This window comes from Streptomyces sp. NPDC093586, from assembly GCF_044764905.1.
In the GTDB taxonomy this organism is placed as follows: Bacteria; Actinomycetota; Actinomycetes; order Streptomycetales; family Streptomycetaceae; genus Streptomyces.
Genome location: NZ_JBIWJA010000025.1, coordinates 41,989 through 62,640, shown reverse-complemented (window position 1 = coordinate 62,640; position 20,652 = coordinate 41,989). Strand labels below are relative to the sequence as shown.

The window sequence follows — 20,652 nt, the reverse complement described above, 5'->3', positions numbered from 1 at the left end:
GGATCCCCCGGTCCGCCCGGCCGGCACCGCGATGGCGCACGCCCGTGTGGCGTCGCCTGTCCGCGTGGCGCCCGCCACCCGCGCGGGCTCCCCGCGCCCGACGGACCAACGGACCAGTACGAGGACCCCGATGTCTCACCTCCGCGCCCCCGCCGCGCGAGCAGACCGCCGTGAGGGCGGGCGGCACGGCCGGCCGTCCCCACGTACCGCCCCCGCGCCGCACGAGACCCGCATACGGCCCCAACTCCTGCGGCTCGCCGTGCTGCCGCCCGTCGCGGTCGCCCTCGCGGCGTGCGCGGTCGTGCTGTTCACCGTCCGTTCCACCGGCGTCCGGCCCGGTGTCGTCCTGTGGGGCGTACTCGCCGGAGCCGTCTCGGTGACCGCCGCGGCCGTCGTCATCGCCGCCGTCGCCGCCGACCGTGCCGCGCGGTCCGTGCGCGACCGCGTCGACGCGCTGCGCCGCGGCACCGCGCGCCGGGAGGACGACCTGCGTGCCGTGGTCGAGGCGTTGCGCCGCGGCGAGACCCCGTCCCGGCGCACGCCGCGCGGCGGACCGCCGGACGACGCCGACGACTTCGAACTGCTCGCCGCCGACCTCTCCCGCGCCCACGACGGCGCCGTCACCGCCGTCGTCCGGGCCGCCCAGCTCTCCAGCCAGACCGGCAGCGAACAGAAGCTGGAGGTCTTCGTCAACCTCGCCCGGCGCCTGCAGTCCCTCGTCCACCGCGAGATCTCCCTCCTGGACGAGCTGGAGAACGAGATCGAGGACCCCGACCTCCTCAAGGGCCTCTTCCACGTCGACCACCTCGCCACCCGCATCCGCCGCCACGCCGAGAACCTCGCCGTGCTCGGCGGCGCCGTCTCCCGCCGGCAGTGGAGCAACCCGGTGGACATGACCGAGGTGCTCCGTTCGGCCATCGCCGAGGTCGAGCAGTACTCCCGTGTCCGGCTGGTCCCGCCGGTCGAGGGCACCCTGCGCGGCCACGCCGTCGCCGACGTCATCCACCTGCTGGCCGAACTCGTCGAGAACGCCACCCTGTTCTCCGCCCCGCAGACCCAGGTGCTGATGCGGGCCGGCCTCGTCACCTCGGGCCTCGCCGTGGAGGTCGAGGACCGCGGACTCGGCATGCCCGTCGCCGAGCAGAACCGGATGAACGCCCTGCTCGCCGACCCCGACCAGGTCAACGTCGCCCGCCTGCTGGCGGACGGCCGCATCGGGCTGTACGTGGTCTCGCAGCTCGCCAGACGGCACGGGATCACCGTACGGCTGCAGAGCAACATCTACGGCGGGGTCCAGGCCGTACTGGTCGTCCCGCAGGCCTTGTTGGGCACGGCGCCGGACGTCCCGGCCGCCGGAGGACTGCCGCAGGAGACCCCGGGGCCCGCGCCGTCGCTCGTCCCGCCCCCGCGGCAGCCCCGACCGCCGGCCACCCCCCTGTCGCCCGCGCCCGCGGCGCCCGTGCCCGCTCCCGCCGCATCCGGCCCCGCGGCGTCCGCCTCCGCCGTACCGGCCTCCCGGGAGCCCGCCCCCGGTGCGCCGATGTCTTCCGGGACCCTGGCGCCCCCGACGGCGGAGACCGGGGCACCCGTGCCGCTGCCCGTGCGCCGCGCCCGCGAGAACCGGGCCAACCCGGCCGCCGCCGTGCCGGGGATCCGGCCCGGTGACCGGGGCGCCCTCGCCGAGCACGCGGCCACCCCGCCCGTCCCGCGGCACAGCGCCGTGCGCGGCATCATGGGCAAGCCCCGGCTGCCCCGCCGCCGCGCCCACGAGCACATCGCGCCGCAGCTGCGCGGCGGTCCCGCGCCGCGCCCGGAGACCGACCCGGAGAACCCCGTCGGTCACGACCCCGGCCTGATGGCGGCCTTCCAGCGTGGCGTCGGCCTCGCCGAGGCCCAACAGTACGAGGAGCAGGCCTCCTTGGAGCCGACACCCACGGAACCGCCCCGCACCGCGCTCCCCGAAGCGCACCGCCTGCCCGCGCCCCGCGCCGGCCGCACCGCCCCGCACGACGGGAGCGGACCGGCCGGATGACAGCACCCCTGCCCGCACCCACCCCCACGACCAGCGCTCCCGCAGACCTTCGTACCCCAAGGAGTCGATCCACCATGGCGAGCGATGCGCCGACCGGCCACGTGTCCGACCTCGACTGGCTGATGAGCGGCCTCGTGCAGCGCGTACCGCACACCACCAGTGCGGTGCTCCTGTCCTGCGACGGACTGGTGAAGTCCGTCCACGGCCTGGACGCGGACAGCGCCGACCACATGGCGGCCCTGGCCTCCGGCCTGTACTCCCTCGGCCGCAGCGCCGGCGTCCGGTTCGGTGACGGCGGAGACGTACGGCAGGTCGTCGTCGAACTCGACTCGACCCTGCTCTTCGTCACCACCGCCGGTTCCGGCACCTGCCTCGCCGTACTGGCCGGCCGCGAGGCCGACGCGGCCGTGCTCGGCTACGAGATGGCGATGCTGGTCAAGAGCGTCCGCCCCTACCTGGTCACCGCGCCCCGGCAGCACGCCGCCGAACCCCCGGCGATGAGGCCTTGAGGGTGGCCGCGGCCGGCGACGGGCCCTGGCTCGACGATGCCGCCGGACGGCTGGTGCGCCCCTTCACCGTCAGCAACGGCCGTACCCGGCCCACCGTCGCGCTCGACCTGATGTCCCAGGTGATGGCCACCGGGGCGACCCCCCTCGGCTACCTCGGACCCGAGCACGCGCAGGCCCTCGACCTGTGCCGGGCGCCCCTCCCGGTCGCCGAGCTCGCCGCTCACCTGAGGCTGCCGGTCGCGGTCACCAAGGTGCTGCTGTCGGACCTCGTCGACTGCGGCGCGCTGACCACCAAACCCCCCGCCGCGTTCCACCACGACCCCACGGACCGGGCCCTTCTGGAGGCAGTGCTCGATGGACTACGACGACAGCTCTGACCACGGCCACGGCCACGACGACGCCACCGACCCGTTCCCCACCGCGCTGAAGATCCTCGTGGCGGGCGGGTTCGGCGTCGGCAAGACGACCTTCGTCGGCGCCGTCAGCGAGATCGCACCGCTGAGCACGGAGGAACTGCTCACCACCGTCAGCGCCGCGACCGACCGCCTCGACGGCATCGAGAACAAGCTCGAAACCACCGTGGCCATGGACTTCGGCCGCATCACCCTCGACCCGCGGCACGTTCTGTACCTGTTCGGGACCCCCGGCCAGGAACGGTTCTGGTTCATGTGGGACGAGCTGTGCGAGGGCGCGCTCGGGGCGGTGGTCATCGCCGACACCCGGCGCCTGGAGGAGTCCTTCGCCGCCGTCGACTTCTTCGAGGAACGCGGCCTCGGCTTCGTCGTCGCGATCAACGAGTTCGACGGCGCCCACCGCTACGACCCCGAGGAGGTGCGCGCGGCCATGGACCTCCATCCCGAGATCCCCGTCGTGCGCTGCGACGCCCGGATCTCCAGCTCCGGCGTGCAGACGCTGCTCACCCTCGTACGCCACCTCATCGCCCACACACCCGCCTCCACGACGGGGTACGGCGTCAGGTGACGCCCGGGCGACCCCGCGCACACCGTCCCGCACCCACCACCACCGGAGCCGCACATGACGCACGTCCACAGTGACGGAGCCCGCCCATGAGCTACGACCCGCCGCGCCCGGCCGGACGTCTGCTGCTCACCCCCGAGGACCGGGAGGCCCCCGCCCGGGTGCGCCGACTGCGCCGGCTCGGCCTGGCGGAACGCCCGGACCCGGCCCTCGACACCTTCGCGGCCCATCTCGCGGGGCTCGTCGAGGCGCCGTACGCGATGGTCAACTTCCTGGTCGAGGGCGGCCAGTTCTTCGCGGGCCTGCGGGTGCCCGAGGTCCCTCCGGTGCGGCGGGGCGACGGCACCAGTCCCGAGTTCGGCCGCGTCCAGCCCCGCGACCACGGCTTCTGCCCCCACGTGGTGGCCCGGCGCAGAGCGCTGGTCCTGGAGGACGTGCGCGACTACCCGCGCTTCGCGGGCAACGCCGTCGTCGACGAGTTCGGCATCCACTCCTACCTCGGCGCACCGCTCGTCGACAGCACGGGCACGGTGCTGGGCACGGTGTCCGTCGCCGATGTGCGGCCCCGGACCTGGGGGAAGGCGGGCCTGGAGACCGTCAAGGCATCGGCCGCCGACCTCGTACGGCGCATCGAGCGCAGCGCCGAGGACGGGCTGCCGCTGTGAGCCGCCGAGGAGCGGCACGGCCGGCGCGCGGGGCGTGAAGGAAAGCTGCGGCCGGGCTTAAGAAAGGCTCGATGGACCGGGGACGGTGCCGTACGGCAGATTGCTGTGCGATTCCACTTCCCTCCCCGGACGCGGGCCGCTTCGGCATGCCCCGCGCCGGGACCACACCCGTCAGGAGCCGTTGCGTTGAAGGCGCTGGTCAAGGAGAAGGCGGAGCCCGGGCTCCGGCTCGCGGACGTCCCCGAGCCCGCCGTGGGACCCGGTGACGTGCTCATCAAGGTGCTGCGCACCGGCATCTGCGGCACCGACCTGCACATCCGGGCCTGGGACGGCTGGGCGCGACAGGCCATCCGCACCCCGCTCGTCGTCGGGCACGAGTTCGTCGGCGAGGTCGTCGAGACCGGGCGGGACGTCACCGACGTCAAGGCCGGCGACCGGGTCAGCGGCGAAGGGCACCTCGTGTGCGGCAAGTGCCGCAACTGCCTGGCCGGACGGCGCCACCTGTGCCGCGCCACGGTCGGCCTCGGCGTCGGCCGGGACGGGGCGTTCGCCGAGTACGTCGCCCTGCCCGCCGCCAACGTCTGGGTGCACCGCGTCCCCGTCGACCTCGACGTCGCCGCGATCTTCGACCCGTTCGGCAACGCCGTGCACACCGCCCTGTCCTTCCCGCTGGTCGGCGAGGACGTCCTCGTCACCGGCGCCGGACCGATCGGCCTGATGGCCGCCGCCGTGGCCCGGCACGCGGGCGCCCGCAACGTCGTGATCACCGACGTGAGCGAGGAACGCCTGGAGCTGGCCCGCAAGGTCGGCGTGAGCCTCGCCCTGAACGTGGCCGAGGCGACCATCGCCGACGGACAGCGCGAACTGGGCCTGCGCGAGGGCTTCGACATCGGTCTGGAGATGTCCGGCCGCCCCGAGGCGATGCGCGACATGATCGCCAACATGACGCACGGCGGCCGCATCGCGATGCTCGGCCTGCCCTCCGAGGAGTTCCCCGTCGACTGGGCCCGGATCGTCACCTCGATGATCACGATCAAGGGCATCTACGGCCGCGAGATGTTCGAGACCTGGTACGCCATGTCGGTGCTGCTCGAAGGCGGCCTCGACCTCGCGCCCGTGATCACCGGCCGCTACGGCCACCGCGACTTCGAGGCGGCCTTCGCCGACGCCGCCAGCGGCAGGGGCGGCAAGGTCATCCTCGACTGGACCGCGTAAGTCACCGCGTAAGTCACCTGCTTTCCAAGGAGCTTCTGAGATGTTCGACTCCGTGCGCGACGACCTGCGCGCCACCCTCGACGAGATCCGCGCCGCCGGCCTGCACAAGCCCGAGCGCGTCATCGGCACCCCGCAGTCCGCGACCGTGAACGTCACCGCCGGCGGCCGGCCCGGCGAGGTCCTCAACTTCTGCGCCAACAACTACCTCGGCCTCGCCGACCACCCCGAGGTCGTCGCCGCCGCCCACGAGGCGCTGGACCGCTGGGGCTACGGCATGGCGTCCGTCCGCTTCATCTGCGGCACCCAGGAGGTCCACAAGGAGCTGGAGGCACGCCTCTCCGCGTTCCTCGGCCAGGAGGACACGATCCTCTACTCCTCCTGCTTCGACGCCAACGGCGGCGTCTTCGAGACCCTCCTCGGCCCCGAGGACGCGGTGATCTCCGACGCCCTGAACCACGCCTCGATCATCGACGGCATCCGCCTGTCCAAGGCCAGGCGCCTGCGCTACGCCAACCGCGACATGACCGACCTGGAGGCGCAGCTCAAGGCCGCCGGCGACGCCCGCCGCAAGCTGATCGTCACCGACGGCGTCTTCTCCATGGACGGCTACGTCGCCCCGCTCGCCGAGATCTGCGACCTCGCCGACCGCTACGACGCCATGGTCATGGTCGACGACTCGCACGCCGTCGGCTTCGTCGGCCCCGGCGGACGCGGCACCCCCGAGCTGCACGGCGTCATGGACCGCGTCGACATCATCACCGGCACCCTCGGCAAGGCCCTCGGCGGCGCCTCCGGCGGCTACGTCGCCGCCCGCGCCGAGATCGTCGCCCTGCTGCGCCAGCGCTCCCGGCCGTACCTCTTCTCCAACACCCTGGCCCCGGTGATCGCCGCCGCCTCGCTCAAGGTGCTCGACCTGCTGGAGTCGGCCGACGACCTGCGCGTCCGCCTCGCCGAGAACACGGCCCTGTTCCGCCGACGGATGACCGAGGAGGGCTTCGACGTCCTCCCCGGCGACCACGCCATCGCGCCGGTGATGATCGGGGACGCGGCGGAGGCGGGCCGCATGGCCGAGCTGCTGCTGGAGCGCGGGGTGTACGTGATCGGCTTCTCCTATCCGGTCGTCCCGCAGGGCCAGGCCCGCATCCGCGTGCAGCTGTCCGCCGCGCACTCCACCGAGGACGTGAACCGCGCGGTGGACGCCTTCGTGGCGGCACGAGGGGAGCTGGGCGCCTGACGCAGGCCGGGCCGGCACCGTCCGGCCCGCGGCGTCCGGCCTGAGAGAATCGGTCCCGTGATCGAAGCGCGGCGGCTGCACATCCTCCGAGCGGTGGCGGACCACCGCACCGTGACGGCGGCCGCCGCCGCGCTCTACCTCACCCCGTCGGCGGTCTCCCAGCAGCTGACCGCCCTGGAACAGGAGACCGGGCACCGCCTGGTCGAGCGCGGCGCCAGGGGCGTACGGCTGACCCCGGCCGGCGAGATCCTGCTCAGCCACACCAACGCCGTCCTCGCCCAGCTGGAGCGGGCCGAGGCCGAGCTGGCCGCGTACAGCTCGGGCGAGGCCGGCACGGTCATGGTCGCCTCCTTCGCGACCGGCATCACCCTCGTCGTCGCGCCCGCGCTGGCCCGCCTCGCCCGGTCGGCGCCGGGCATCCGCATCCGTGTCCGGGACGCCGAGGGCGACGCCAGCCTGCCGATGGTCCTGGACCGCCAGGTCGACGTGGCGGTCGCCGTCGAGTACCGGGGGGCGCCGTCCGCCGACGACCCGCGGCTGACCCACGTCCCGCTGTACGCGGAACCGTTCGACGCCGTCGTGCCGGTCACCCACCGCCTCGCCGACGCCGCGGAGGTGCCGCTCGCGGAGCTGGCCAAGGACCCGTGGATCGGCCCCTACCCCGGCAACCCCTGCCACGACGTGGTCGTCCTGGCCTGCGAGGCCGCCGGTTTCCAGCCCCGCCTCGAACACTCCTCGGACGACTTCCGCGCGGTGGTGTCCCTCGCCGCGGCCGACGCGGGCGTGGCGCTCGTCCCGCGCTCGGCGCTGCTCGGAATGGATCTGGCCGGCGTGGTGGTCCGCCCCGTCGACGGCGTAGCCCCCACCCGCCGGGTCTTCGCGGCCGTACGCCGGGGAGCCGAGGGGCATCCCCTGATCCGTCCGGTGCTGGACGCGCTGGAGGCGGTCGCCGAACGGTAGGGGCGCCGCGCGCCGAGACGCCGGCCGGCCGTCGGGAACCGGCCACCCGGCCCCCGCAGTCTGGGCTGTCATGCGCGTGACGATGATCCTCCCGGCCCTGACCGAGGCGACGAGCCCGCTGTTCCGGCCCATCAAGTACTCGCTGTTCCCGCCGCTCGGCCTCGCCACCCTCGCCGGCTACCTGGACCCCGACGACGAGGTCACCCTCCACGACGAGCACGTGGAACGCCTCGACCTGCCCGCCATGCCCACCCCCGACCTGCTGGTGATCCAGCCGTACATCACCTCGGCGCGGCGCGGCTACGAGATCGCCGACCACTTCCGTGCCCGCGGCGCCCACGTCGCCATGGGCGGCCTGCACGTCACCTCGTTGCCCGACGAGGCGGCGGCCCACGCCGACACCGTCTTCACCGGCCCCGGCGAGGACACCTGGCCGCTGTTCCTGAAGGACTTCCGCGACGGCGTACCGGCCCGCCGCTACGACTCCACCCGGCGCACCCTCGCCGGACTGCCCCCGGTGCGCCGCGACCTGATCAAGCGTCACCTCTACCTCGTCCCCAACTCCCTCGTCGTCTCGCGCGGCTGCCCGCACCACTGCGACTTCTGCTACAAGGACGCCTTCTTCGAGGGCGGCAAGTCCTTCTACACCCAGGCCGTCGACGACGCCCTCGCCGAGATCGAGCGCCTGCCCGGCCGCCACCTCTACTTCCTCGACGACCACCTCCTCGGCAACCCGCGCTTCGCCGAGGCCCTCTTCGACGGCATGAAGGGCATGGGCCGGCTGTGGCAGGCGGCCGGCACGGTCAACTCCGTCCTGAAACCGGGCCTGCTGGAGCGGGCGGCCGAGGCGGGGCTGCGCAGCCTCTTCGTCGGCTTCGAGACCGTCAACGACGCCAACCTCGCCGAGCGCCGCAAGAACCAGAACATCGGCACGGACTACGGGGCGGCGGTACGGCGCCTGCACGACGCGGGGGTGATGGTCAACGCCAGCTTCGTCTTCGGGCTCGACCAGGACGGCCCCGACGTCTTCGACCGGACGGTCGAGTGGGCGGTCGAACAGGGCGTCGAGACGGCCACCTTCCACATCATGACGCCCTACCCGTCGACCGGGCTGTGGCGGCAACTGGAGTCCGAGGGCCGCATCCTGCACCGCGACTGGGACCTGTACGACACCCGCCACGTCGTCCACCGGCCCAGGGGCATGACGGCCGAACAGCTGGAGGAGGGCTACTGGCGGGCCTACCGCGACTTCTACCGCTGGTCCAGCATCTGGCGGGGCTCGGCGGCCCAGCCCGGCGCGCACGAGCGGCTGCGGCACCTCGCGTACGCCGGGGGCTGGAAGAAGTTCGAGCCCGCCTGGGACCTGCTGATCAGGTCGAAGCGGGTGGTACGGGCGCTGCCGATGCTGGAGCGCACGCTGAGCGCGTTCGGCGGGCGTTCCGGAGCCGAGTGAACCGCGTTTCTCATCTGGGATAGCATCCCGGATATGAAACAGTCTGAGACGGTGCGCGGGTCCGTCCCCGTACCGGACCCCGTCGACGTCCGGATCGGCGCGCGGCTCGCCGAGCTGCGGGCCGAGCGCGGCTGGTCGCTGGGTGAGCTGGCGGAGCGCAGCGGGGTGAGCCGGTCCACCCTGTCCCGGGCCGAGCGGGCGGAGATCAGCCCCACCGCGTCCGTCCTGAACCGCCTGTGCGCGGTGTACGGGCGGACCATGTCCCGGCTGCTCGGCGAGGTCGAGGCGGAACCGGCGCCGCTGGTGCGCGCCGGTGAGCAGCCGCTGTGGGAGGACCGCGCCGCCGGATTCGTCCGCAGATCGGTGTCCCCGCCGCATGCGGGCCTGCGCGGCGAACTCGTCGAGGGGCGGCTCACCGCCGGCGCCGACATCGCCTACGACCGGCCCCCCGTGCCCGGCCTCGAACAGCACATCTGGGTCCTGGAAGGGACGCTGGAGGTGACGGCGCAGGACACCGTGCACCGGCTCGCCACCGGCGACTGCCTGCGGCTGCGGGTGTGGGGACCGACCCGGTTCCGGTGCGCCGGACCGGCGGACGCGCGCTACGTGCTGGCGGTGGTGCTGCCGTGATCGTCACCCGCGTCGACGGGACCCGGCTGACCGCGCTGCTGGAGGAGCTGGCCGACCTGCTGGCCGACACCGTGGACGGCGGCGCCTCCGTCGGCTTCCTGGCGCCGCTCGGCCACGACGAGGCCCTCGCCTGGTGGCGGGAGCGGGCCGTCGCCGTGGCCGCCGGGCGGCTCGCCGTATGGGTGGCGCACGAAGGGGACCGGGTGGCCGGGACGGTGAGCCTCGCCCTGCCCGACAAACCCAACAGCCGCCACCGCGCCGAGCTGGTGAAACTCATGGTGTCCCGCGACGCCCGAGGCCGCGGACTCGGCCGACGGCTGCTGGCCGTCGCCGAGGAGGCCGCCGCCCGGACCGGCATCACCCTGCTCCACCTGGACACCGAGACCGGCAGCCCCGCCGAGCACCTCTACCGCTCCGCCGGGTGGACGCGGGCCGGGACGATCCCCGACTACGCGGCGAGCCCGGACGGGGTGCTGCGGCCGACGACCCTCTACTTCAAGCAGGTCGGCGCCCTCGCGGCCGACGGTGACTCCCCGCCGGGTGTCAGTGGCGGCGGCTACGGTGCCTGACATGCCGGATGCCGAAGACGTACGCCGTATCGCCCTGTCCCTGCCGGACACCACGGAGAAGACCGCCTGGAGCATGCCCACGTTCCGGGTCGCGGGCAAGATGTTCGCCACGCTGCCCGAGGACGAGACCTCCATGGCGGTGCGCTGCCCCAAGGAGGAGCGCGCCGAACTGGTGCTGGCCGAGCCGGACAAGTTCTGGATCGCCGGTCACGAGGCCCAGTTCGCGTGGGTGCGGGTGCGCCTCGCCGTGCTCGACGGCGAGGACGAGCTGCGCGACGTCCTCGCCGACTCCTGGCGCCAGGCCGCCCCCTCCCGCCTGCTGGAGGCGCACCCCCGGCTGGGGCTCCCGGCCGGGGGCTGAGCCGCGGGGCGCCGGCCGCGGCGAAAAGCGGTGCGCGACCACCGGCCCGAGTGCGGTATGGTTTTCCTGCGCGTTCGGCCAGGGGAAACCCCAGGTCACACGGGCAACGGGACGTGGCGCAGCTTGGTAGCGCACTTGACTGGGGGTCAAGGGGTCGCAGGTTCAAATCCTGTCGTCCCGACAGAGCGAAGGGTCTTCGCGGGCGAAAGCCCGCGGGACCCTTCTGTCGGTTCTCGGCGGTCGTCCGTCGGTTCCGGAGACGGGTGAGGGCCCGGCAGGCCGATGCCCGCCGGGCCCTCACGCGGTGCCGGACCCGTCAGATCACGCACCCCACATGCGCCAGCGCCTGCTTCAGCAACACTCCGTGCCCACCCGGCATCTCGCTCTGCACCGCCTCGGACAGGGCCTCCCGCGGGCTGAACCACACCAGGTCCAGCGCGTCCTGCCGGGGCCGGCAGTCGCCCGTCACCGGCACGACGTAGGCGAGGGAGACCGCGTGCTGCCGCGGGTCGTGGTACGGCGTGACACCGTGCGTGGGGAAGTACTCCGCCACCGTGAAGGGCTGCAGCGAGGACGGCACCCGGGGCAGCGCCACCGGGCCGAGGTCCTTCTCCAGATGGCGCAGCAGCGCGTCGCGGACCCGCTCGTGGTGCAGCACCCGGCCGGAGACCAGCGTCCGGCTGACCGTGCCGTCGGGCCCGATGCGCAGCAGCAGACCCACGCTGGTGACTTCACCGCTGTCGTCGACGCGCACGGGCACGGCCTCGACGTACAGGATCGGCATGCGGGCGCGCGCCATCTCGAGTTCGTCGGTCGTCAGCCAGCCCGGCGTGGTTTCGGTCATGTCAGACATCGCTTGATCATACTTTCAGCGTCTCGTGCTTCCTGGGCGCCGCTCCGGGACTGTGACCGTCCCCACGCCGCTCAGCCGTCGTCCGGGGGATCGCCGGGCAGCCCGTACACCCGGCGTGCGTTGTCGCGTCCCGTCCAGCGCGCGATGCGCAGCGCGTCCGGCAGGGCGATCTCGTCGGCGTCCACCCGTTCCTGGAGCAGCCCGGCGAGCCCCTGCCGGAAGGACAGCGCCCCGAGGTGGTGGAACTCGGCCACCCCGTAGGCGTCGGAGCTGTACAGCAGCTTGCGGAAGGGCGTGATCTCCAGCGCCTCCGCCAGGACCGCCCCCGCCCGGGCGGGGCCGACGTGGTGCAGGGTGAGGCCCACATCGAGGTACACCCGCTCGAAGACCGCCGACAGGTAGGCCGCCTGCCGCTGGTAGGGCCAGCAGTGCAGCAGCAGGACCGGGACCGTCCCGGCGGTCAGGTGGAGCCAGTCGGTCAGATGGGTGGGGTCGACGCGGTGCATGCGGATGTCGCTGTCGCCGAACCCGGTGTGCAGCTGCAGCGGCCGTCCGAGGTCGACGGCGGTCCACAGCAGATGCCGTACGAGCACCGGGTCGTCGAGCCGGCCGCCGCGCGCCAGCCAGGTCCGGGCGGCCCGCGTCACCTCCCCGGCCGACGGGCGGGCCGGGTCGAGGTCGAAGCCGGTGCGGTAGGCGGCCACCGACTTCACGCCCACCACGCCCGGCCGCCGCACCGCCTCCCACGCGGCCGTGCGGAACGCCTCCGCGTACGCGTCCGGCTCCACGCCACCGGCCGCCACCGCCTCCGCGACGCCCTCCAGCCGGACGACCTCGTACGCCGCCGCGCCCGCCGCCCCGGCCAGCTCGGCGGGCGTGGTGATGCGGTGCGGGGCGTACCCGGTGTCGACGCAGAACACGTCCGTGCCCGCGGCGCGCAGGAACCGCCGGTTCACCTCGGCGGCGCCGAGCTCGGACCGCCGGGCCAGGTACGCGTCGGGCGGTGCGTGGCGCGGCAGGTCCAGCAGGGGCGCGCAGTGCCGGCGGACGGCGAGACCGACGGGGCTGTCGAAGGGGGAGACGCCGGGCCACGCCTCGCCCTCGGTGAGGAGGGACGCGAAGCCCGCCCGGTCCAGGTCGTCGGTGACGGCACCGTGGCAGTGGTGGTCGACCAGATGCAGGGCGGCGAGGGTCTCGTGGACGGGGCCCGGGGCCATGTCAGTACACCCAGCGGTAGGCCGCCGCCACCCGGTCGTCGTCCAGCCCGTCGACCGCCGCGACCTCCCCGTGCCGTACGGCGGTCACCGCGTCGGCCAGGACCGGTCCCAGCGCGCTGCGGAGCACGTCGTCCGCGCGGAACGCCTCGACCGACTCCGCGAGCGAGAGCGGCAGCCGGCGCACACCCCGGGCCGTCGCCTCGGCCGCGTCGAGCCGCGCCGGGTCGCCGGTGATCTCCTCGGGCAGGGGCGTGGACGAGGCCAGGCCGTCCAGCCCCGCGGCGATCGTGCAGGCGAGCGCGAGATACGGATTGGCGGCCAGGTCGACCGGCTTGACCTCCAGGTTCGCCGCCCGGTCGCGCACCCCGGCCGTGCCGGTGACCACGCGCAGGGCCGCCTCGCGGGTCTCGCGGCCCCACGCGGTGAACACCCCGGCCCACTGGGACGGTCTGAGCCGCAGACGGCTGGCCGGGCTCGGCGCGGTCACCGCGGTGAGCCCCGGCAGGTGGGCGAGCACCCCGGCGACCAGCGACTCGGCCTCGGCCGTCATGCCGTACCGGCCCGCACCGCCCGCGTGCAGGTTCCGCCCGTCCCGCCAGGCCGAGAGGTGGAGATGACCGCCGTTGCCGACGCCCCGCGCCGACACCGCGGGGGAGAAGGAGACCCGCATCCCGTGCCGCCGGGCCACCGCCCGGATCGTCTGGCGCACCAGGACGCTGCGGTCGGCCGCCGCCACCGGGTCGAGGGCGCCCACCGAGACCTCGAACTGCCCCGCCGCGTACTCGGGATGGAGCTGCTCCACGTCCACGCCCTGCGCCGCCAGGGCGGCCAGCAGATCGGCGGCGCAGTCGCTCAGCTCGACCTGCCGGGTCGCCCCGTACGCCGGCCCCGTCACCGCGGGCACGAACGCGTCATCGGGCGTGTCGCCCCGGCCGAGGACCCACTCGATCTCGACGGCGGCCTTGAACGAGACCCCGTGCCGCTCGGCGGCCTCCCTCACCGTCCGGCGCAGGACGGTCCGCCCGCACGCCGGATGCGGCTCGCCCTCCTGCGTGATCCGGTCCACCGGCGCCCACGCCCAGCCGGGCTGCGCCGCGAGGACGGTCAGCCGGTCCAGGTCGGGGTAGAGGCGCAGGTCGCCGTCCGGGGAGCCGAGGACGTCCGTCGTGACGATCGCGTCGTTCGCGAGGAAGGTGTCGAACACCGGTGACATCCCGACGCCCCAGGCCGCGGCCGAGGCGAGCTTCGCGGTGGGCACGGTCTTCACCCGGCCGATCCCGGCGGTGTCGACGTACGCCAGGACGACACCGTGCACGCCCCGCCCGGACAGCTCACCGCTCAGCGAGGCGGCCCGCTCGGCGTCACCGGGGCGTCCGCCGGGGACGGGGTCGGCGAGCGTGGTCATACGTCCTCCCTGGCGGGACGGAATGCGGTACCCACCGGGCTTCGCGCGTGCGCCGCCCGTCGCGGACCATTGTGCCGCCCGGTCGATCACGGTGTCCCGGGATCCGGCGAGGACGCGCGGCGCCGCCCCGCGCCCGAGGACGCGGGGCGGGTGCTCGGCGGCGCGGTCAGTCGAGGTTGCCGGGTTGCGGGGAGGGGGTCTTGCCCGCCAGGACGGTCTTCAGCCGTTCGGTGCCCTGCTGCGTCGCCTGCTGCACGGAGTCGGTCGCGCCGCCGTTCAGGCCGCCGCCCGTGACGGCGACGGCGTTGATGCCGACGCGCACGGCGGCGACGTCCAGGGTGAGGGTCGCGGGGTTGCCGCCGGCGGTGCCCTGCACCGTCACGTGCACGCCCGCGCGGGCGTCGCCCACCTTCGGCACGGAGGCCTCGGTCACCTGCACCGTCCGCTTGTCACCGGAGCCGTCGGTCGCGGTGAACTGGTCGCAGGTCTGCGGCAGCGAGGCCATCCACTTCAGGGAGGTGTCCAGCTGGGTGCGGTGGTAGGCGGCGACCTGCTCCAGCAGCCGGGAGTCGCCCTGCTCGAAACCGGTGAGCGCCGACGCCCCGGACGGCTTGCCCAGCAGATCGCCGGAGTAGAGCCGGTCGAGCAGCTGCTGGCACTCCGCGGCGTCGGCCTTCGCGGAGAGGAAGGCGGCCACGTCGACCTTGCCGACGAGCAGGTGGTCGTGCCACTTGTCCGCGTCCTGCACCTGGTTCCAGTCGTCCTCCACGTCCGCCTCCGTGATCAGCGCGGCCTTCGCGCCGGACTCGGTGAGGGCCGAGGGCGAGGGGGACGGGGAGGCCGTGGAGGAGCCGGTCGGGGATCCGGTGGGCGAGCCTGTGGGGGATCCGGTGGGTGCTTTTCGCGCCGCGTCCTGTTCGGCGACGGCGGGCGACGCGGCCCTGGCGGCCTCCCCGGCGGCGGTGTCCGAGGCGGCGCCCGACGCACCGCCGTCGTCCGAACAGGCCGCCGTGGCCAGCAGCGCGCCGGCCGCGAGCGCGGAGGCGAGGAGACGGACGGGGTGGGACGGACGACGGCTCATCGCGGATGCCTCCTGGAGGACGTGACACGGTGTCCTCAGGGCATCACCACGGCGATGGGGGCACCAGCGCACGGGGCCGTCCGGGTGACGGCGCGGCCGTCGGCCGAGCGGCCCGGCCCGGGGCGCCGTCGAAGCACGGGCCGTTCCCCGGCCGTCGGGGCGTCGCGCTCGGCGTGGCCCTACGGCTTCAGCGGGTCGTGGCCGATCGTCATCAGCCGGTGCCTGAGCCGGGTGTCGTCGGCCTGGGGCTCGTTCTCCAGGTCCGTCTGCGAGGTCACGGTGTCCACGACCTTGCGCATGGCGCGCAGGTCGTCCTCCGTCAGGTCCGTGCGCCGTTTCTGCAGGATCGCGAGGACGTGCTGCCCGAGCGGCGGGCCCGCGTCGTCCGGCAGTGGTTCGGTCAGCTCGCCGGAGTCCCGTACCCGGAGCCAGTCCGCGAGCTCGGCGGACGTCATGTTCACCACGCGGTGGAAGTCCTCCCACAGCGCGTCGAGTTCGTGGGCGTCGGCCATGGTGCCCCTCTTTCGTCGTGCGGATGTGCGTGGGCGCGGCGTCAGGGCAGTCGCGCGGCGCGCCCACCGTCCCCCGCCGCCCGGTCTCCGGGGATACGGAGCAGAGCGACGCGCTCCTCCTCGCGGGTGCCTTCCCACACGCCCGACGCCTGTCCCGTCTCCAGGGCCAGTGCCAGGCACGGGGCGGTCACCGGTCACCGGGCACAGACGCGCTCGGCGGCCGCGATGTCCCGCAGGGCCGGTCCGGCCGTGCCCACCGGGAGGAACGGTTCGGTGTCCTCACCCACGCGGGCGGCGCGGCGCAACCACTCCATGCGGCCGCGGGTGCCCATGGGACACATGGGCAAACGCCCCGGCCGCTCAGCGGGCGAGCACGCCGTCCAGGAAGCGCGTGACGTCCGTGAACACCTCCTCCCGGTCGGTCTCGTTGAAGACCTCGTGCCGGGCGCCCGGGTAGATCCGCTCGGTGAGGTCGCCGCCGCTGAGCCGCTCGACGCCGACGCGGCTGCCGGGCAGCGGCACCAGCCGGTCGTCGTCGCCGTGCACCCACAGCAGCGGCAGCCGGCCGACGTCACCGCCCTCGGCGACGGTCTCCAGCGTCCGGACGAAGGCCTCCAGCGTCGGCCGCTTCATCGGGCCGTGCCACACCAGCGGGTCCGCCGCGTACGCCGCGCCGACCGCCGGGTCCCGGGAGAGCGAGGAGGGGCTGATCGGGGTGTCGGGGATCTCGTCCAGGGCGAGCAGGCGGCGCGGCAGCTCCCAGTCGCCGATGACCGGGCCGGACAGCACCAGCGCGGTCAGTCCGCCGGGGTGGCGCTGGGCGTAGCGGGAGGCGATCAGGCCGCCCATGGAATGGCCGATCACGACGACGGGCAGGCCGGGGTGGGCGGTCCGGGCGAGTTCCGCCACGGCGTGCACGTCGGTGACCACGTCCTCGAAGTCCTCGATCAGCACCCGCTCGCCGTCCGACGCGCCGTGCCCCATGTGGTCGGGGGCGTAGACGGCCGCGCCGTGCGACGTCAGGACGCCGGCGACCTCCTCGTAGCGGCCGGAGTGCTCCCCGTACCCGTGGACCAGCAGCGCCGCGTACCGGGGCCGCTCGGCGGGCCATTCACGGACGGCGATCCGCCCCCGGGTACCGGACAGGACGTGCTCGCGGGCCTCGGACATGTCTCCTCCAGCTGCGTCGGTGCAGGTCACCCGCAGGATCTTCCCAGGGAGGCGGACGGAGGTCTATAGTCCAAAACTAGCAGTGCTAATTTCGGCTGCGGGAATGAAGGAAGAAGACTCGCGGAGGTCGGCCCGGCGGCACACCGCCCGGCGACCGAGCGACGACGGTCAGGAGTCACCCCGTGCGTCCCGTCCACTTCGCGGCCGCCCGCCGCACCCCGATCGGCAAGCTGCGCGGCGCCCTGTCCTCCGTGCGGCCCGACGACCTCGCCGCCACCGTGATCCGCGGCCTGGTCGCCGACGTGCCCGCGCTCGACCCCGCCCGCATCGACGACGTGTACTGGGGCGCCGCCAACCAGGCCGGCGAGGACAACCGCAACGTCGCCCGCATGGCCGCCCTGCTCGCCGGCCTGCCCGAGACCGTGCCCGGCGCCACGGTGAACCGGCTGTGCGCCTCCGGCCTCGAAGCCGTCACCACCGCCGCCCGCACCATCGCCGCGGGCGAGGCCGACATCGTGCTCGCGGGCGGCTCGGAGTCGATGAGCCGCGCCCCCTTCGTCCTGCCCCGCCCCGACGAGGCCCTGCCGCACCGCATCGAGACCGCCGACACCCGGCTCGGCTGGCGTCTGGTCAACCCGGCGATGAAGGACCTGCACGGCCTGCTGGCCATGGGCGAGACGGCCGAGGAGGTCGCCGCGCGCTACGACGTGTCGCGCGAACGCCAGGACGAGTTCGCCCTGCGCAGCCACCGCCTGGCCGCCGAGGCCCGCAAGAACGGCCACTTCGACGCCGAGATCCTGCCCGTCGAACGCCCCGACGGCGTGGTCGTCGACACCGACGAGTGCGTCCGCGAGGACACCTCCGTCGAGAAGCTGGCCCGCCTCAAGCCTGTCTTCCGCGCCGGCGGCACGGTCACCGCGGGCAACGCCTCCCCGATGAACGACGGCGCCGCCGGCCTCCTGCTGGTCAGTGAGGAGGCCCTGAACGACCTGGGCCTGGAGTCCCTCGGCCGCTACGTGGCCGGCGGCTCGGCCGGCGTCCACCCGGACGTCATGGGCATCGGCCCGGTCCCCGCCACCCGCAAGGTCCTCGCCCGCGCCGGCTGGAGCGTCGACGACATCGCGGAGGCCGAGTTCAACGAGGCGTTCGCCGCCCAGGCCCTCGCCTGCGTCGACCAGCTCGGCATCGACCCGGACCTGGTCAACCCCACCGGCGGCGCCATCGCGCTGGGCCACCCGCTCGGCTGCTCCGGCGCCCGCATCCTCACCACCCTGCTCCACCGCATGCGGCGCACCGACGCCGCCCGCGGACTCGCCACCATGTGCGTCGGCGTGGGGCAGGGCAGCGCGGTGCTGGTCGAACGGGCCTGACCGCCCGACCGCCCGACCGCCCGCCGTCCCGACCCCTGCAGAGCCGCAGCAAGGAAACGGAGCAACACCCCATGGCAACCCTCTCCGTCGCCGCCATCCTCGCCGAGAACGCCCGGCGCCGTCCCGACAAGGAGGCGCTGGTCGAGGGCGACCTGCGGCTGACCTTCGCCGAGGTGTGGCAGCGGGCCCGCGCCCAGGCGGGCGCCCTGCTGGGCCTGGGCGTCCGGCCGGGGGACCGGGTCGCCCTGATGGCGCCGAACACCGCCGACTTCCCGCAGGCGTACTACGCGATCGCCGCGGCCGGCGCCGTCGTCGTCCCGGTCCACCTGCTGCTGTCCCCGGCGGAGGTGGAGCACGTCCTCACCGACAGCGGCGCCGGCCTGCTGCTGGTGCACCCGGCGCAGGCGGAGACGGGAGCGGCCGCCGCCCGGAAGGCCGGGGTGCGGGTCGTCGTCCTGGGCGACGAACTCGGCAAGCTCGCCGCGGACGCCGAACCGCTGCCCTCGTACGTCACCCGCGCCGCCGACGACCCGGCCGTCGTCTTCTACACCAGCGGCACCACCGGCGTGCCCAAGGGCGCGGTGCTCAGCCACTTCAACCTGGTGATGAACGCGACCGTCAACGCCTTCGACGCCAACGACATCCGCCCCGACGACATCGCGCTCGGCGCCCTGCCGCTGTTCCACGCCTTCGGCCAGACCGTCTCCCTGAACTCCACCTGGCGGGCCGGGGCGACCCTCGTCCTGCTGCCCCGCTTCGACGCGGCGCGCGCGATCGAGCTGATGGTGGAGGAGAAGGTCAACACCTTCCACGGCGTGCCCACCATGTTCGTCGCCCTCGCCGCCGCGGCGGCCGAGGCCGGCGCCCTGCCCGAGCTGCGGGTGTGCGTCTCCGGCGGCGCCTCCCTGCCCGTCGCCGTGCTGGAGCGGTTCGAGCAGGCCTTCGGAGCGAAGATCTACGAGGGGTACGGACTGTCCGAGACCTCGCCCGCGGCGGCCGTCAACCAGCCGGTGTTCGGCGCCAGGCCCGGCACCATCGGCCACCCGCTGTGGGGCGTGGACGTCGAGATCGCCCGCGCGGAGACCGAGGACCGCGTCGAACTGCTGCCGCCCGGCGAGCTCGGCGAGGTCGTCGTGCGCGGCCACAACGTCTTCTCCGGCTACCTCGGCCGCCCCGAGGCCACCGCCGAGGCGCTCGTCGACGGCTGGTTCCGCACCGGGGACCTCGGCACCAAGGACGACGAGGGCTTCCTGCGGATCGTCGACCGGAAGAAGGACGTCGTCATCCGGGGCGGCTACAACGTCTATCCCCGCGAGGTCGAGGAGGTGCTGATGCGCCACCCCGGCATCGCCCAGGTCGCCGTCATCGGCCTGCCGGACGACCTGCACGGCGAGGAGGTGTGCGCCGTGGTCGTCCCCGCGCCCGGCGCGACGCCGGACGGCGCCGAGATCACCGAATGGTCCCGGCAGCACCTCGGCAAGTACAAGTACCCGCGCCGGGTGGAGTTCACCGACGCGCTGCCGCTGGGCCCGAGCATGAAGGTGCTGAAGCGGGAACTGCGGGCCCGGTACGCAGGCCGTCGGTGATCATCTGACGAGACGGTCCTTACGGACACCGGCCGGGTCCGCATAGCATCGGCGTCCGAATGGACACCATGACGCTCTGGCACCTCACCGGCTGGGAGTTCGCCGCCCTCGCCCTCGCGGCCCTGCTCGTCGGCTTCTCCAAGACCGCCGTGAGCGGGGCCAACACGGTCAGCCTGGCGGTCTTCGCGGCCGTCCTGCCGGCCCGCGCCTCCACCGGCGTCCTGCTGCCCGTCCTGATCGCCGGGGACGTCCTGGCCGTCCTCACCTACCGGCGCCACGCGCACTGGCCCACGCTGTGGCGGCTGTTCCCGGCGGTGGGGGTCGGCGTGGTCGTCGGCACCGTGTTCCTGGTGTGGGCCGACGACGCGGTCGTACGGACGTCGATCGGCGTGATCCTGCTGTTCATGGCCGGCGTGACGGTGTGGCGCCGGCGGCGGGCCGACGTGGACGGGCCGCCGGACGCGGTCACCTCCCGGGCCGGCCGGGCCAAGGCCCGCTCGTACGGTGTCCTCGGCGGCTTCACCACCATGGTCGCCAACGCGGGCGGCCCGGTGATGTCGATGTACCTGCTCTCCGCGGGCTTCCGCAAGCTCGGCTTCCTCGGTACCTCGGCCTTCTTCTTCCTGATCGTCAACGTCTCCAAGCTGCCCTTCAGCGCCGGTCTTGGCCTGATCGACGGCCGTTCGCTGCTCCTGGACGCCGCGCTCGTGGTGTTCGTGGTGCCCGGTGCGCTGATCGGCAAGTGGGCTGTGAGCAGGATCGACCAGCGGCTCTTCGAGCAACTGGTCATCGCGGCCACGGTGGTGGGCGGCCTGCAACTGCTCCTGCGCTAGGCGGTGCGGGCCGTGCCGG

23 protein-coding genes and 1 tRNA gene are annotated in these 20,652 nt (G+C 74.1%); 16 read left to right on the top strand and 8 right to left on the bottom strand.

Features of this window, described 5'->3' with window-relative positions; all coding sequences use genetic code 11:
• The first annotated feature begins 130 nt into the window (after window positions 1–130).
• The 13 genes from ACIRFH_RS24440 (at window position 131) to ACIRFH_RS24380 (ending at window position 10,787) form a co-directional block, all read left to right on the top strand.
• Window positions 131–2,032 (top strand): ATP-binding protein, encoded by a 1,902-nt coding sequence (locus tag ACIRFH_RS24440; protein WP_403524544.1) that lies wholly within the window; start codon window positions 131–133, stop codon window positions 2,030–2,032.
• Window positions 2,033–2,106: 74 nt separating this feature from the next.
• Window positions 2,107–2,541: a roadblock/LC7 domain-containing protein gene (locus ACIRFH_RS24435; protein WP_403524542.1), complete on the top strand. Its 435-nt coding sequence runs from the start codon at window positions 2,107–2,109 to the stop codon at window positions 2,539–2,541.
• Between the two features lie 2 nt (window positions 2,542–2,543).
• Complete coding sequence (locus tag ACIRFH_RS24430) at window positions 2,544–2,918, top strand: DUF742 domain-containing protein (protein ID WP_019330485.1); 375 nt, start codon at window positions 2,544–2,546, stop codon at window positions 2,916–2,918.
• Window positions 2,896–3,522, top strand: a complete 627-nt coding sequence (locus ACIRFH_RS24425; protein WP_403524539.1) for a GTP-binding protein — start codon at window positions 2,896–2,898, stop codon at window positions 3,520–3,522. The genes ACIRFH_RS24430 and ACIRFH_RS24425 overlap by 23 nt, the downstream gene beginning before the upstream one ends.
• Before the next feature lie 86 nt (window positions 3,523–3,608).
• Window positions 3,609–4,184 (top strand): GAF domain-containing protein, encoded by a 576-nt coding sequence (locus ACIRFH_RS24420; RefSeq protein WP_403524536.1) that lies wholly within the window; start codon window positions 3,609–3,611, stop codon window positions 4,182–4,184.
• A 186-nt stretch (window positions 4,185–4,370) separates the two neighbouring features.
• A complete protein-coding gene (gene tdh, locus ACIRFH_RS24415) occupies window positions 4,371–5,399 on the top strand; it encodes an L-threonine 3-dehydrogenase (RefSeq protein ID WP_403524533.1) in 1,029 nt (342 codons plus the stop codon).
• A gap of 40 nt (window positions 5,400–5,439) precedes the next feature.
• Window positions 5,440–6,633 (top strand): glycine C-acetyltransferase, encoded by a 1,194-nt coding sequence (locus ACIRFH_RS24410; protein ID WP_403524530.1) that lies wholly within the window; start codon window positions 5,440–5,442, stop codon window positions 6,631–6,633.
• A 57-nt stretch (window positions 6,634–6,690) separates the two neighbouring features.
• Window positions 6,691–7,593, top strand: a complete 903-nt coding sequence (locus tag ACIRFH_RS24405) for a LysR family transcriptional regulator (protein WP_403524527.1) — start codon at window positions 6,691–6,693, stop codon at window positions 7,591–7,593.
• A gap of 70 nt (window positions 7,594–7,663) precedes the next feature.
• Window positions 7,664–9,046 (top strand): B12-binding domain-containing radical SAM protein, encoded by a 1,383-nt coding sequence (locus tag ACIRFH_RS24400; RefSeq protein WP_403524524.1) that lies wholly within the window; start codon window positions 7,664–7,666, stop codon window positions 9,044–9,046.
• 33 nt (window positions 9,047–9,079) lie between these two features.
• A complete protein-coding gene (locus ACIRFH_RS24395) occupies window positions 9,080–9,676 on the top strand; it encodes a helix-turn-helix domain-containing protein (protein ID WP_403524521.1) in 597 nt (198 codons plus the stop codon).
• On the top strand, window positions 9,673–10,245 hold the full coding sequence (locus tag ACIRFH_RS24390) for a GNAT family N-acetyltransferase (protein WP_403524518.1): 573 nt from the start codon (window positions 9,673–9,675) through the stop codon (window positions 10,243–10,245). Before ACIRFH_RS24395 ends, ACIRFH_RS24390 begins: the two co-directional genes overlap by 4 nt.
• A gap of 1 nt (window position 10,246) precedes the next feature.
• Window positions 10,247–10,606, top strand: coding sequence for an MmcQ/YjbR family DNA-binding protein (locus ACIRFH_RS24385; protein WP_403524516.1), 360 nt, complete (start codon window positions 10,247–10,249; stop codon window positions 10,604–10,606).
• Window positions 10,607–10,713: 107 nt separating this feature from the next.
• Window positions 10,714–10,787: transfer RNA gene (locus ACIRFH_RS24380), tRNA-Pro, on the top strand.
• Between the two features lie 135 nt (window positions 10,788–10,922).
• Here ACIRFH_RS24380 and ACIRFH_RS24375 read toward each other — a convergent pair.
• The 8 genes from ACIRFH_RS24375 to ACIRFH_RS24340 all read right to left on the bottom strand — a co-directional run bounded on the left by ACIRFH_RS24375 (window position 10,923) and on the right by ACIRFH_RS24340 (window position 16,844).
• The gene (locus tag ACIRFH_RS24375) at window positions 10,923–11,450 is read right to left on the bottom strand and encodes an NUDIX hydrolase family protein (RefSeq protein WP_356201226.1); all 528 of its coding nucleotides are present in this window, start codon (window positions 11,448–11,450) and stop codon (window positions 10,923–10,925) included.
• 80 nt (window positions 11,451–11,530) lie between these two features.
• Window positions 11,531–12,676, bottom strand: coding sequence for an amidohydrolase family protein (locus ACIRFH_RS24370; RefSeq protein ID WP_403524513.1), 1,146 nt, complete (start codon window positions 12,674–12,676; stop codon window positions 11,531–11,533).
• A 1-nt stretch (window position 12,677) separates the two neighbouring features.
• Window positions 12,678–14,081: a glutamine synthetase gene (locus tag ACIRFH_RS24365; protein ID WP_403524511.1), complete on the bottom strand. Its 1,404-nt coding sequence runs from the start codon at window positions 14,079–14,081 to the stop codon at window positions 12,678–12,680.
• 166 nt (window positions 14,082–14,247) lie between these two features.
• Complete coding sequence (locus ACIRFH_RS24360; RefSeq protein WP_403524508.1) at window positions 14,248–15,162, bottom strand: hypothetical protein; 915 nt, start codon at window positions 15,160–15,162, stop codon at window positions 14,248–14,250.
• A 179-nt stretch (window positions 15,163–15,341) separates the two neighbouring features.
• Complete coding sequence (locus ACIRFH_RS24355; RefSeq protein WP_403524505.1) at window positions 15,342–15,674, bottom strand: DUF3140 domain-containing protein; 333 nt, start codon at window positions 15,672–15,674, stop codon at window positions 15,342–15,344.
• Between the two features lie 41 nt (window positions 15,675–15,715).
• Entirely contained in the window at window positions 15,716–15,865 is a 150-nt protein-coding gene (locus ACIRFH_RS24350) for a WhiB family transcriptional regulator (RefSeq protein ID WP_403524502.1), read from the bottom strand.
• Window positions 15,866–15,868: 3 nt separating this feature from the next.
• Window positions 15,869–16,006 (bottom strand): hypothetical protein, encoded by a 138-nt coding sequence (locus ACIRFH_RS24345; protein ID WP_403524499.1) that lies wholly within the window; start codon window positions 16,004–16,006, stop codon window positions 15,869–15,871.
• A 28-nt stretch (window positions 16,007–16,034) separates the two neighbouring features.
• Entirely contained in the window at window positions 16,035–16,844 is an 810-nt protein-coding gene (locus ACIRFH_RS24340) for a lysophospholipase (RefSeq protein ID WP_403524496.1), read from the bottom strand.
• A gap of 182 nt (window positions 16,845–17,026) precedes the next feature.
• Between ACIRFH_RS24340 and ACIRFH_RS24335 the strand changes: the two genes are divergently transcribed.
• From ACIRFH_RS24335 to ACIRFH_RS24325, 3 genes are all read left to right on the top strand, one after another.
• Window positions 17,027–18,214 carry a thiolase family protein gene (locus ACIRFH_RS24335; RefSeq protein ID WP_403524493.1) on the top strand — a complete coding sequence of 396 codons (1,188 nt, stop codon included), beginning with the start codon at window positions 17,027–17,029 and terminating at the stop codon, window positions 18,212–18,214.
• Window positions 18,215–18,285: 71 nt separating this feature from the next.
• Window positions 18,286–19,800, top strand: a complete 1,515-nt coding sequence (locus tag ACIRFH_RS24330) for a long-chain fatty acid--CoA ligase (RefSeq protein ID WP_403524490.1) — start codon at window positions 18,286–18,288, stop codon at window positions 19,798–19,800.
• 59 nt (window positions 19,801–19,859) lie between these two features.
• On the top strand, window positions 19,860–20,633 hold the full coding sequence (locus ACIRFH_RS24325; RefSeq protein WP_403524488.1) for a sulfite exporter TauE/SafE family protein: 774 nt from the start codon (window positions 19,860–19,862) through the stop codon (window positions 20,631–20,633).
• Window positions 20,634–20,652: the final 19 nt, after the last annotated feature.

Excerpts from the sequence above, each read along its gene's own strand:
- ACIRFH_RS24440 (WP_403524544.1), top strand. The coding sequence starts at position 131 with ATGTCTCACCTCCGCGCCCCCGCCGCGCGAGCAGACCGCCGTGAGGGC.
- ACIRFH_RS24435 (WP_403524542.1), top strand. The coding sequence starts at position 2,107 with ATGGCGAGCGATGCGCCGACCGGCCACGTGTCCGACCTCGACTGGCTG.
- ACIRFH_RS24425 (WP_403524539.1), top strand. The coding sequence starts at position 2,896 with ATGGACTACGACGACAGCTCTGACCACGGCCACGGCCACGACGACGCC.
- ACIRFH_RS24420 (WP_403524536.1), top strand. The coding sequence starts at position 3,609 with ATGAGCTACGACCCGCCGCGCCCGGCCGGACGTCTGCTGCTCACCCCC.
- ACIRFH_RS24410 (WP_403524530.1), top strand. The coding sequence starts at position 5,440 with ATGTTCGACTCCGTGCGCGACGACCTGCGCGCCACCCTCGACGAGATC.
- ACIRFH_RS24400 (WP_403524524.1), top strand. The coding sequence starts at position 7,664 with ATGCGCGTGACGATGATCCTCCCGGCCCTGACCGAGGCGACGAGCCCG.
- ACIRFH_RS24395 (WP_403524521.1), top strand. The coding sequence starts at position 9,080 with ATGAAACAGTCTGAGACGGTGCGCGGGTCCGTCCCCGTACCGGACCCC.
- ACIRFH_RS24385 (WP_403524516.1), top strand. The coding sequence starts at position 10,247 with ATGCCGGATGCCGAAGACGTACGCCGTATCGCCCTGTCCCTGCCGGAC.
- ACIRFH_RS24375 (WP_356201226.1), bottom strand. The coding sequence starts at position 11,450 with ATGACCGAAACCACGCCGGGCTGGCTGACGACCGACGAACTCGAGATG.
- ACIRFH_RS24370 (WP_403524513.1), bottom strand. The coding sequence starts at position 12,676 with ATGGCCCCGGGCCCCGTCCACGAGACCCTCGCCGCCCTGCATCTGGTC.
- ACIRFH_RS24365 (WP_403524511.1), bottom strand. The coding sequence starts at position 14,081 with ATGACCACGCTCGCCGACCCCGTCCCCGGCGGACGCCCCGGTGACGCC.
- ACIRFH_RS24360 (WP_403524508.1), bottom strand. The coding sequence starts at position 15,162 with ATGAGCCGTCGTCCGTCCCACCCCGTCCGTCTCCTCGCCTCCGCGCTC.
- ACIRFH_RS24355 (WP_403524505.1), bottom strand. The coding sequence starts at position 15,674 with ATGGCCGACGCCCACGAACTCGACGCGCTGTGGGAGGACTTCCACCGC.
- ACIRFH_RS24345 (WP_403524499.1), bottom strand. The coding sequence starts at position 16,006 with ATGGGCACCCGCGGCCGCATGGAGTGGTTGCGCCGCGCCGCCCGCGTG.
- ACIRFH_RS24340 (WP_403524496.1), bottom strand. The coding sequence starts at position 16,844 with ATGTCCGAGGCCCGCGAGCACGTCCTGTCCGGTACCCGGGGGCGGATC.
- ACIRFH_RS24330 (WP_403524490.1), top strand. The coding sequence starts at position 18,286 with ATGGCAACCCTCTCCGTCGCCGCCATCCTCGCCGAGAACGCCCGGCGC.
- ACIRFH_RS24325 (WP_403524488.1), top strand. The coding sequence starts at position 19,860 with ATGGACACCATGACGCTCTGGCACCTCACCGGCTGGGAGTTCGCCGCC.